This is a genomic window from Clostridium rhizosphaerae, assembly GCF_016765585.1.
GTDB lineage: Bacteria > Bacillota > Clostridia > Clostridiales > Clostridiaceae > Clostridium_AT > Clostridium_AT rhizosphaerae.
Map to the genome: position 1 here is coordinate 79539 of NZ_JAESWC010000007.1, position 12123 is coordinate 91661.

Here is a 12123-nt window from a genome sequence, read left to right on the forward strand (position 1 = left end):
ATTGACACATTAAGTATATTTAATACACAATATAAACTAGATCCCAAATTTTTAACTTTGAAACTATAAATTTAATTTTTCTGCCTTGATCACTATCAACATATTTAAAATCTAATTTTAAAGCTTTCCCCTCTTCAAAATCAGGTGAAGCTGCATATACGGCTTTCACTTTATTACAAGTTAATACTGAAACTTCTATATCATTTATTTCAGATGATAATTTTTCCTTAGGTACATTCCAATTCATATCCTTCATTTCAGCATAGTTAATCAGGTTTATAATCTTATAACCCGGCTTTTCTTTAATTAAAGTCCACACACTTTCCGCCTCAGCCTTTGGTGAAGCTTCTACCCCGTTAAAAGTATACTCTCCATTTATTCCGCCAGTATTAACCATTGTAGTATCAACAATATCAAAATCATAGAGAAGTTCTTCATACTTAACTATAAAATCATAATAACTTCTTAGTTTGTTTTTAAAATCTTCATTTTCCATTGTTCTATATTTTGGATAATACGGATCGCAAAGTACCCCGTTCTTCTCACCTAACAGAAGATGAAAACCTCCGGCGGCAAATATAGTCGCCATAGTAAGCAAAGTTGAATTTTCAGCCTGATCTTTAGGAATATTTAGTTCCTCTAAGAATGGCTTCATATAAGCTGCTAAAATAACCTGCTTTTTCGGAGCATACTTCTTAGCGTTTGTTATTAGATTATATAAATCCTGATAGGTATCATTTGGCGGCCATACTTCAATATAAACTGCATCTTCTTTTGAATTAGCAACAGTTTCAACGGGCCAATTGTTTACAGCGTTGAAGATTAAGCTTACCTCTTCCCCTTTACCTTCTATATATTCTCTAGTGTCATCAATTAAAATCGGGAAGTCTTCTCTTAAATATCTAACTTTCTTTTCCCCATTTGCATTACTTACAGCTTCCTTTGGATAACCATACTGATCCATGTGGATTCCATCAAAACCCAGCTTAACAGCCTTGTAAAACTCATTAATGATATGATTATGCCATATGCTTTCTCTTGCTATGTCCATAATATAAAGAAAATCAGCAAAGCCAAATACTTCATCATTATTTTTATAAAGAGCTAATTCTTGATTTTCCTTATAAAAATCTGGAGCAGCTGCATAAACTGCACCATAGCCTATGGCTTTCATTCCATATTTATGTGCTATATTTATCTTATCCTTAACCGCAAGCAGACTAAGCTCTCTATTTAATGGATCTATAAATATATCAGTTTTAGGAATTAAATCATGATGTCTGTACATCCAGTCATAATACTGAACAACATTCAAATGATATTTATTCATTTCCTTTAAGTCTTCTTTATCCTCCAAGTCATTTGCCGAAAAGTCCGCTAGAAACCCATATCTAGGAGCATACTTAAAAGAATCTAAAATATCAAAGGCCGTACTTTTAGAATAAATCATCTTTCCATTTTTATATAATTCTATTTCTATCCCAAAGCCAGACATAATACCTTCTTGTCCATCTATATCAAATTCAAATAAAACTTTGTTTGTTAAGTTTTCAATATTTTCTTCCAGTGTTAAAATAACTTCATGAAACTTATAAACCTTGCACTTAATTCTTCCTTCTAAAATATGTTCCTCTAGCTCAACGACAATTTGTATTTTATCTCTTTTCATAAACTGTGACTTTAATGGGTAAACATCTATAATTTTCAAGCTTTTCACATCCCTAAAGTTATTCTTTATCAATATAAACCATGTTCCAATACTGAAGCTCTGGAACTTCAATATGAAGCTTTTCTCCATCGCTTTCCATCTTGGTTGTATATTTTAAGCTTATTGATTTTCCTCCATTAATATCTGGTGAAGCTAAGTACACTCCTTTAACCTTACCTTCTTTAACGGTATAGTCAAGCTTTAAGTCCTTTTTAAAGGTTGGAGCATTGTAATTAGCACCATCATCTCTCCAGGCAGGACGTCTCATACCTAAAAGATTTACCATTTGAACAACCTCATAGCCTTTTTTCTCTTTTGCAAAGGCCCACACAGTATCTTGAGTACCATTACTGCTTGTATTAATTCCTTCCAGCTCTATTATATTATTGATATCCTTAAGACCATCTCTTAAAAGATTCTCGTAGGCTACTAGAAAGTCATAATTACTTCTCATGGCAGCTACCAAAGACTGAGGCATAGTTAAGTTTTTATTAGGAAAATACTCTTTTGCAAGCATTCCTGTATCACCAAGCTCAAGGTGAGCACCTCCTGAAGCAAATATTGCTGCATCAGTTAGCCTAACACTGTGTTCATTAAATTCTCCTGGCATATTTGCTCTTCCATAATTCATGTAAGCTGCTATAACTGTATTTTTCTTTCCTCCTGTAAGCTCATATCCTTTATCCACTGTTTCCTTAAAAGAATAATAATTTGGAAAATCACTGGGCCAAAGCTCAGAATATAAAAAATCCACATCACTTTTGGCTACTTGCTCTAGCCCATATCTATTTACAGTATTAAATACAACTCCTACACCCATTTCTTTTTTTGCATTGTTAATAAAATCAGTATAGGTATCAGGTATATTTACTTTATTTCCATTATAATCGTAGGTGTCATTTCCTCTAAAACCTAAGGTATCCATATGAAACACATCAAAGTTTAATACTTTATGAACATTTTTTTCTTTATTATATATATAATTTTGCCACTCCTTATTTGATGGATTAAATACTGCTAATGATGAAGTTGCCCATCCCGAAGGAATATTATGAGTATCTTGTACTTCATGCTTTTCGTCTTTGTAAATTCCCCATTCCGGTTTTACTCCATCTTTCTCATAGTCTGCATAAGCGCCATAAATAAGATTATAGTTGCCAGCTTTCATATTTTTACTGTGCGCAGCATCAATATAATCTTTAACAGTATGAAAGTAAATGTCTCTATTAGCTATATCCTTCCATGACCTTGGGATATTATCAGTAATTCCGGGTACCGGCTTCTGATGCTCATTCTGCCAGTCATAAAACTGCAGCCCATTTATATGAAACTTATTTATTTTATCAATTACTTCAGCAGTTTTTTCTTTAGTCTGCTCAGGGAACTCGACTAAATAGCCATATCTCGGAAACTTATCCCATGTAGAAGATACATCCACGGCTGTATTTCTATGGTCATCAACGCTTATGCCGCGCGCTGCATATACTTCTACAAGATAACCTTGATAATCCTCCTGTGGTGCTATCCAAGAAAGCTCAATAGTTTTTTCCTCATTATTAGTTAAAGAAACCTTAATTTCCTTTTTTTCGATTGTTTTGTTTAAATGCTTGAAATAAACTTCTAAAATGCCTTTATAATTCTTATTTAGTTTATTGTTTAACTCGATTTTAAAATTAACTGTATCATTTGGATTATATCTAGACTTATCTGTATAAACATCCTTTATAAGACCGTTACTGCTTAAAATCTTCGCAGCTTCATCAGCTTTAAAGGTTTTATATTTATAAGCGGTAAAGCTCCCTCCCCCAAGGCATAACGCAATAGCTATACCTAATATAACTTTTCTTTTCAAATTAATCCTCCCCATAAATTAACCTTTAACAGCTCCTTGATTTCCACCTTGTTTAATAAACTGCTTGTTAAAGATAATAAAAATTAAAATAATAGGTATTAAAACTAATATTGCAGCAGCAAATATTATTCCCCATTGCGTTGCTTTACCGTTTTGTAAAAGCTTTATCGCAATTGGAAGAGTTCTCTTTGATTGAGTTTTAATAATTGCAAGTGCTGTAAATACTTCCATCCAAGTTCCCGAAAAAGTACCAATAGCCATAGTAGCTAAAGCCGGTTTTGAAAGTGGTATAATTATATTTTTATATATTGTCCACTTGTTTCCTCCATCCATTATTATGGATTCTTCCAATTCTTTAGGAATAGTTTCGAAGAAGCCTTTTAAGAAGAAAGTATTTCCTGCTACTCCGCCACTTACATATAAAAGTAATAATCCTGTATAAGTATCTACTAGACCTAAAGCCTTAATAATTGTAAATTGTGAAACCAAAGCAAGTACTGCAGGCATCATTAAAGAAAATATATAAATATTAAATATTACCTTTTTTCCAGGAAAATTCAATCTTGCAAACCCGTAGGCTGACAAGGAGGATATAAACAACACTAATACTGTAGTGGCTGCTGTAACAAATACACTATTAGCAAAGTATGTTGAAAAATGCTCTCCCTTCCAAACTGAAACATAGTTTCCAAAATAAAATTGTTTAGGAATTATCTGAGGTTCTGAAGGCAGAACATAAGTATTAGGTATCAAGGAGGTAGTTATCATATTCAAAAACGGAAGTAATGAGAATATAACTACTACTATAAGCACTAAATGTATTAAAAGCTTACCAAACTTACTTTGAACCATATTTCCCTCTCCTCCTTTAGAATTCAACTTCTACATTCTTTGTTATTTTTCTCTGTACTAGAGAAATGGCGATTAATACAGCCCCCATTACCATGCTTAAAGCTGCTGCATAACCAAATTCGAAGCTTGAAAATGCTTTATTGTACATATAGTTTAATAAAACATCAGTCTTTCCCATCGGTCCGCCGTTAGTAATAAGCATTACCTGAAGCATTATGTTAAAGGCTCCGATTATCAAATTGATTATAATAAAATAAGTTCTTGATGCAAGAATGGGCAGAGTAATTTTCCACATTTGCTGTCTCTTTGATGCTCCATCTACATCTGCAGCTTCATATATATCCTTTGGAAGATCTTGAAGTGCTGCTGTATACATAATCATTACCCATCCTATACCCTTCCATATGCAAAGCGCCCAAATAACAATATTTCCAGTCCACTCATTTTGAAGCCACATAATAGGTTCTTTGATAAGATGTAGATTAAGAAGTATTGAATTAATTAAAGCTCCTTTTGTATCCTGGAAAATATACTTAAATAATACTGCCACAACTATCCAATCTGATATGACTGGTATATATAATAGAAATCTATACAAAACCTTTCCCTTAGAGATCGCTTCTATTGCTACAGCAAGTATCATTCCCAAAAACCACTGAGCAGGAACAGTAACTAATACTGCAAGTAATGTATTTCTTAAAGACAGATAAAACTTAGAACTTTCATTTAAAACTCCGGACCCTAAAAATGCCTTTCTAAAATTATCAAGTCCTACAAAAGTGCTTGGTTTATTTGGATTAACACTATAATTCATAAATGCCATTTGAACATTTTTTAAAAGAGGATATGCCACAAAAACTACGAAAAGTAAAAAACCTATTCCAATAAAAGCCCAACCTTCTAAAGCTTCTCGGTGCTGCTTTTTAAATTTTCTATTTTTAGGCTTAGTTTGCAAAGCAATTGTATCCTTACTTATCAACCATTTCACTCTCCTTAAATTTATGACTAAGGATTAAGAGAGACCCCTTAATCCTTAGTTCTATCTAATAATTTATTTTTGCTGCAATAATGCATCAACTTTCTTGGAAGCATCATCTAAAGCTTGTTGAGGAGTTGCTTTTTTTCTAACTGCTAATTCAAAAGAATCTCTTATAGCTGATGAAATATCTGACCATTTTGGACTTGGAGTCCTTGCCCAGGTTGAAGCTAATTGAGTCATATAAACGCTTGTCATCGCATTATCTTTAACTACCGGCTTTTCAGCTGTTTTCTTATTAACCGGCATCATACCAAGCTCGGTAGCAAATATTGTTTGTGCTTCATCTGAAGCTAAGAACTTAGCAAAAGCTGCTGCTTGCTGCTGATTCTTTGAAGCCTTGAATACTATTGTATCTTCTCCTCCAACTATGGAAATGCTTCCTCCATCTCCCTTAGGAATTGGAGCAAATACTACATTGTCTTTAACTAACTTTTGATCTTTGTTAGCTGGGAACCACCATGGGCCGTCATCTATCATACCATAATGTCCTGCATTAAAACCTTCCCAGGAACCTTCTCCACCAAGTAAACTCTTTGCCACATACCCTTTATCATTCCACTCAACTATTTTTTCAAGGGCCTTAACACTTTCCGGGCTGTTTAAGAAGCCTGAAGCTTTTGTATTAGTCTTGTCTGTAACCTTGCCTCCAAGCGATAAGAAGTATGGCATTGTTCCCCAAGTATCTATGTTTGCAATACCTATTCCCATTACTTTATCTTTCTTTACTGCTTCAGCATATTTTTCAAGTTCATCCATAGTTTTTGGTGCTTCTGTCAAGCCTGCCTTTGTAAGCATTGACTTATTATATATAGCAATCTTAGTATTGGTATCTAGCGGTATTCCATAATAATGTCCATTGTAGAAATTTGTGCTCACCGGTCCCTCATATAGGTCTTTCTTTAAATCATCAAATCCAGGCATAGAATCAACTGCTACTAAGTAATCTTCTTTAGCATATTGAGCAACATCTACAATATCTGTTCTTGCCAAGTCCGGTGTGGTTCCACTCATAGCTGCTTGAAGTATTTGTTTCTTATAGTCATCTCCACCAGGCATTGGTGTAATTTTTACTTTAATATCTTGATATTTCTTATTAAACTCAGGTACTATTTTATCTGTTAATACCTTATTTTCAATATCTGTGAAAGTGCTCCACATTTCTATTTCACCTTTTAGCTTCGTCTCATCAGTAGTTGTTGCTGACTGCTGATCTTGAGCAGGCGCCTTGCTTCCGCAGCCAACAAGCAACGAGGAAGCTATTAAACCTGTAAGAATTAATGATAAAAGTTTTTTATTTTTCATATTTTTCCCCCTATAATTATATTTTTTAGCGTTATTAGCGCTTTAGTTAGCTAAATTTTTTAATATTATACAGTAAAATTAAATACATTGCATGAGCCCATAATACTGGCGAAGCTACATCACCCCACAGGCTTCTCCATTTTTTTATATAATTTTCATCATTTACATGTTCTAAAATTTGTTCACTTAACTCTCCATTTTCTTTTGCTTTATCTTCAATCCATCTAAGAATATCTTTTGCTTTTTCTATTTCATTTACTTTGCAGTAGTATAAGCCAAGTGAAGCTGATAGAACTATCCATTCTCCACCACCGTAATAAGTATCTCCTAGGTATCGATGGACACCAATATTGTTTACCAATTTATCCTCGATTTCCTTAACTGTATTCGTAACTATAAAATCGTTTACTTTAAACAGATTAAAAGGAACAGCTGCCCAAAGCAAACTTCCATCTATGTTTTCATCATCAATACACTTCTTTAGTCTTCCATCTGCTATACAGTTTTCTATAACATATTGTTTAATCAAGTTGGCAGTATGTTCAAGCCTTTCATCTTCTATATAATTACTTATTGCTTTTAATCCTCCATATATAGCAGCAAGGGTTGATGTATGAATTTTTTCACCATTTTCCTGCCAGCAATCAAAGCAAGGATAATCCCAAAAGTTTATTAAATACTCAATTACTATTTTTATGCTTTTTCTATATTCAGCTGCTAACTTTGTGTTATTAGAAATTCTTATACGTTCTGATAATGCCCAAAGCCATGTACCATATCCATCTAATTGAAAGTTAGGCCATTCATCTAGTGAGTCATTTCCATCAAGAGTATACTTAGTCGGAAGATAATCATCATTTAATAAAATATCTCCCCTTTTTTTCATTTCTAAAATTCTCTTAAGTTTTAAATCCTGTTTTAAGATCACATTATGAGACCATTCAAAAAACTTATCTGCAGAATTATTTTCCTCCCATAGGTTCATTGCGTATGCTGTAAATGCTCCATCCTTAATCCAGCAGTAATTATAAATACTAAAATTAGGACTAGCAACGTAAGAACCTGAATAGTGTTGATTAGAGGTTATAATTTTAATGCTTTTGTCTTTTAAATCAGCTATACTAATCAACTCCTTTTTCTAAAGTTTGCTTACTTATTGATTTAATTTTAATTTGTAATACAATATAATTGAATGTATCATTAATACTTTCTTTGTATAATTCCGACTTTCTATATAAATGGAGGGACCAATATGAACTTGCTTTCAATAGATACAAGTATTGTTCCATCAGTTAGACTCATTGGTCATGTGTCTTATAATAAACCTTGGAGTCATTTTACAAGAATAATAGATGAGTATTTGTTATATATAGTAAAAAGTGGAGAATTGTTCATAAGAGAAGGAGATAAAGAATACCACTTACTGAAGGGAGATATTTTACTCCTTGAACCCAATATAGAACATACCGGTTATAAGGAGGCTATATGCCACTATTATTACTTTCATTTTAAACATACAAAAATTAGTTTGGTTACTGACAAGTCTCATGATGAAATAGCTAAAGAATTAGTTATTAAAAGAAAAGATTCACTAGCAAGCGAGCATCTTGAGGAAACTACTGACACCGATCCTATATTTTACTTACCTAAATACTATCATTATGAAAACGAAAATGAACTTATGGCTATGTTGGTAGACACTGATAATGACTACTATAAAAAATATGAAGGTTACAAAAGAGTTGCTTCCCTAAAATTACTGGAAATACTCATAAAAATAAGTAGAGATTATACTTCTACGAAAATAGATAATTCTCAACCTCACTTCTCAAAAGCCTTTGCCAAATGCCGAAATATACAAAATTATCTTAATGCTGAATATCAAAGTAAAATTACAAGTACAGAAATAGAGAAAGCATTTGAATCAAACTATGATTATTTAAACAGAGTATTTCAAAAGATGACAGGTTATACTATAGTAAATTATTTAAATGTACTTAGAATTAACAAGGCAAAAGATTTACTGGATACCACTCCTATAAAAATATCTGAGGTAGGTTATCTTGTAGGTATAGAGGACCCTTATTACTTTAGCAAGCTGTTCAAAAAGCATACAGGAATGACTCCATCTCAGTACTTAAAATTAAGAAGTGAAACTAAAATATAAAAGAGCGTAAATAGCGTTACTTTAACAGTAACTATTTACGCCCTATTTTATAAACTATCAATAAAGTTTTGAAAATCGCTTAATATATCTAAAGTCTCAAATTTTTTTCTAAAATGTTTTTTCAATTCTTCCTGAAGCCTCTCGCAGTCTTCCATTTTGTTTTTTCTTTCGAGATAATCTCTGATAAGTTCCTGTTCTTCTTTAGAAATATAATATTCAAAATTGCTGTTGCTTTCTTGTAAATCTTCTAGAGTAACAGGTCTAGCTTTATCATTTTCAGCAATGACTATAGTTGATGCAGCCATATCACCAACTCTTTTGTGCTGTTTATTGAAGAATATAAAGAATACTCCTATCCCAAGCATATCCACGAATAATCTAAAAAGGTTTCTAATTGCTGAATGCTTCAGTGTAATTGATTGGCCGTTAGTTCTAATAGTTCTAAGCTTCATAACTTTCTTTCCTAAAGTCTGTCCATTATTATTAAGCTCCATGACAATAAAGTATCCATAAATTATTAATGCGCTTACGATAAGAGAAACACCTATAATCCATCCGTAATAACCTTCCCAAAACCTTGGCGAAAAATATCTTATTAAAACAATCGCAACTAAAAGAAGAATTAATATTACACTTTGGATAAGTGTATCAATAACCACAGCAGCAGTACGTGAGCCTACGTCAGCTAAAGTATATTCAACTTCTATATTTTCTGGAGTTGTAATTCTGATTTTTTTCATAGATTTTCTCCTTTACTTCTTTCCATTTTATGTACAATTCATTTTCAATCTGGTAAAATATACAAGAGGTGAATATATTGAAAGAAGAACAATTTATTAAAGCTAATTCAAATACCTGGCGAGAGCTTGAAGAACTCTCAGCTATTATAAATAAAAAGGGTATCAAAACCCTGCCTTCAAGTGATGTTAAAAAGTTTTTAAGTACTTTCAGACAATCAAGCCATCACTTAGCCTATGCCAGAACTCATTATCCTCAAAGCAGTGTAGTGACTTATTTGAATTCTTTAGTAAGCAAATGCCACAGCAATGTTTACGCTGTTAGAAAGTTTTCCCCTGGAGCTGTATTAAAGTATATTGGCTTTGAATTTCCAAGACTACTTAAAGAATATAAATGGTATTTATTAAGCTCCTTTGGCTTTTTTGCTTTTGGTGTAGCTTTAAGTCTTATACTAACTGCGCTAAATTCAAATAATGCCTCCATCTTTCTGCCTCAAGACATGATAGAAGGTGTTAAAAGCGGAAAGGCTGGCAGCGGCGGTCAATGGAACTACCCGTTAGTGTCTAGCCAAATCATGGTAAATAATATAACAGTTTCACTGAAAGCCTTTGCCTTTGGCATAACTCTTGGATTAGGTACAATGTATGTTCTTTTTATGAATGGCGCACTCCTTGGTTCATTAACTGCTCTTATGTATATGTACGGAGATCCTAAAAATTTTTGGTCTCTGATTCTTCCTCATGGCGTATTTGAACTTACAGCAATATTCATATCAGGAGCTGCGGGACTTATAATTGCCAAACATCTATTGCTTCCTGGAGACTACTCTAGAAAGCACGCATTAATAGATGGTTCTAAAAAAGCTGTATCCCTTATTATGGGAGTTGTTTTTATGCTTATAATTGCTGGAATTATCGAAGGTTTCTTTACTCCGCTTAATATATCTGCTGATATAAAACTTGCCTTTGCAGGAATCACAGCAGTGGTGCTTATAGCCTATTTTTCAATACCATACGTTATTAAAATGAAGAATTAAACACGGAATAGTAAGAGAACACAGAAGACACGGATATTTTATAGTCTGTTTACTTCTGTGTTTACTACTCTTTTAATTAAGCCGTCTTTCCGTGTTGAGTTATGCATTCTAAAGAAGGTTTTTGTTCTTTATCTCCACATACTGATTAATGGCTGCCAATTCTACTTTTTCTGCGGGGCATTCAATGCAGAAAACACCTCTTCTGTTTAAAAGATTAATTATCTTTTTCCGGTCGCTTAAAAGTTCTAGGGCCACTCCCTTATCAAACATCTCTTCCTGATTTTTAATATTTTGAGAACTTATTTGTTCTAAGCTTTCATTCTTTATCAGTATTATAACTACCAGATGATTTTTTGTTATTATAGGAAGTACCTTTAAAATATTTTCAGCTTCCTCAACAGTTTCAAAATCAGTAAACATAAATACTATGCTTCTATGACGTTCCTTTCTTTTAAAATGGTAAAAGGCATCATCATAATTTGAAGTCTGATTTGTATAATCTACATGATATAAAGATTCCAATATTTTATTTCTATGAGCTGCTCCTTTTCCGGGAGCTATCATATTGTCAACCTCTGTATTAAAAAGCAGCAGTCCTGATTGATCACCGTTTTGATTTACTATATCTGATAAAACTAAAGCTGTATTAACCGCTAAATCAAGCTTTCTATAGCCCCTTACTGTATAGCTCATAGGTCTACCCGTGTCTATAAACATATAAACATGTTGATTTTTTTCCGGCTCATATTGATTTATTATAGGCTTGTTGCTTCTTGCTGTAGCAGGCCAGTTAATTTTTCTGTATTCATCTCCAGATACATATTCCCTTAAGGATTCAAATGAAGTTCCTCTTCCAAGTATTTTTAGGTTTCTCTGTCCCTGCTTAAGCTGACGGTTATTGACAACGCTTAATCTATATTTTCTTAAGTTTTTTAAGTTGGGATAAACCTTATATTCTCTATCTAAGTTTAACTTAAATATTTTAGTACATAACTTTAAGTTCCCCTCGCATTTAACATGCAGTTTTTCAAAAGTAAAGGCTCCTCTTTTAGTTGGTAATACAAAGTAGTTGAATTTTATTTTTTCATGAGGTTTTACAAAACCTTTCATTATTTTGTTCTGCGTTTCAAAGTGAAATTCAGGTATTTCATCAACAAGTTCAAGCTTAAGTACTCTGCTTGTTTTATTAAAAACTTCAAATTCAATAGCCTCTTTTTCATATATAGATAAATTTTCATCTCCCACACGTTCTATAAATAAATCAGCTTCATTTGGAGAAATAAAATAGTCTATTATTAAAAGAACTGCACATAATAAATTATATAATATAAATATTGTTAGTGAGTTATTTAGAACTATGCCTAAGGTTAAAATTACAATTCCAAAGGATACTAAATAAATAAATCTTCTGGTAATACTCAATACTATC

Annotated in this window: 10 protein-coding genes; 2 read left to right on the forward strand and 8 right to left on the reverse strand. The window is 32.6% G+C overall.

What is annotated here, in order from left to right; all coding sequences use genetic code 11:
* Window positions 1-19: 19 nt before the first annotated feature.
* From JK636_RS12265 to JK636_RS12290, 6 genes are all read right to left on the reverse strand, one after another.
* Complete coding sequence (locus JK636_RS12265; protein ID WP_202749300.1) at window positions 20-1708, reverse strand: glycoside hydrolase family 66 protein; 1689 nt, start codon at window positions 1706-1708, stop codon at window positions 20-22.
* A gap of 19 nt (window positions 1709-1727) precedes the next feature.
* Window positions 1728-3560: a glycoside hydrolase family 66 protein gene (locus tag JK636_RS12270; protein WP_202749301.1), complete on the reverse strand. Its 1833-nt coding sequence runs from the start codon at window positions 3558-3560 to the stop codon at window positions 1728-1730.
* Window positions 3561-3578: 18 nt separating this feature from the next.
* A complete protein-coding gene (locus tag JK636_RS12275) occupies window positions 3579-4412 on the reverse strand; it encodes a carbohydrate ABC transporter permease (protein WP_202749302.1) in 834 nt (277 codons plus the stop codon).
* A gap of 16 nt (window positions 4413-4428) precedes the next feature.
* Window positions 4429-5391, reverse strand: a complete 963-nt coding sequence (locus JK636_RS12280; protein ID WP_202749303.1) for a carbohydrate ABC transporter permease — start codon at window positions 5389-5391, stop codon at window positions 4429-4431.
* 72 nt (window positions 5392-5463) lie between these two features.
* Window positions 5464-6753, reverse strand: a complete 1290-nt coding sequence (locus JK636_RS12285; protein ID WP_202749304.1) for an extracellular solute-binding protein — start codon at window positions 6751-6753, stop codon at window positions 5464-5466.
* Between the two features lie 46 nt (window positions 6754-6799).
* Window positions 6800-7882: a glycoside hydrolase family 15 protein gene (locus JK636_RS12290; RefSeq protein ID WP_202749305.1), complete on the reverse strand. Its 1083-nt coding sequence runs from the start codon at window positions 7880-7882 to the stop codon at window positions 6800-6802.
* Window positions 7883-8005: 123 nt separating this feature from the next.
* Here JK636_RS12290 and JK636_RS12295 point away from each other — a divergent pair, with 123 nt between their 5' ends.
* Entirely contained in the window at window positions 8006-8920 is a 915-nt protein-coding gene (locus tag JK636_RS12295) for an AraC family transcriptional regulator (protein ID WP_202749306.1), read from the forward strand.
* Between the two features lie 47 nt (window positions 8921-8967).
* On the opposite strand, the gene JK636_RS12300 is transcribed toward JK636_RS12295, so the two are convergent.
* Window positions 8968-9660, reverse strand: a complete 693-nt coding sequence (locus tag JK636_RS12300; protein ID WP_202749307.1) for an RDD family protein — start codon at window positions 9658-9660, stop codon at window positions 8968-8970.
* Window positions 9661-9737: 77 nt separating this feature from the next.
* Between JK636_RS12300 and JK636_RS12305 the strand changes: the two genes are divergently transcribed.
* Window positions 9738-10694, forward strand: a complete 957-nt coding sequence (locus JK636_RS12305) for a stage II sporulation protein M (RefSeq protein WP_202749308.1) — start codon at window positions 9738-9740, stop codon at window positions 10692-10694.
* A gap of 108 nt (window positions 10695-10802) precedes the next feature.
* On the opposite strand, the gene JK636_RS12310 is transcribed toward JK636_RS12305, so the two are convergent.
* The gene (locus JK636_RS12310) at window positions 10803-12116 is read right to left on the reverse strand and encodes a DUF58 domain-containing protein (protein WP_202749309.1); all 1314 of its coding nucleotides are present in this window, start codon (window positions 12114-12116) and stop codon (window positions 10803-10805) included.
* Window positions 12117-12123: the final 7 nt, after the last annotated feature.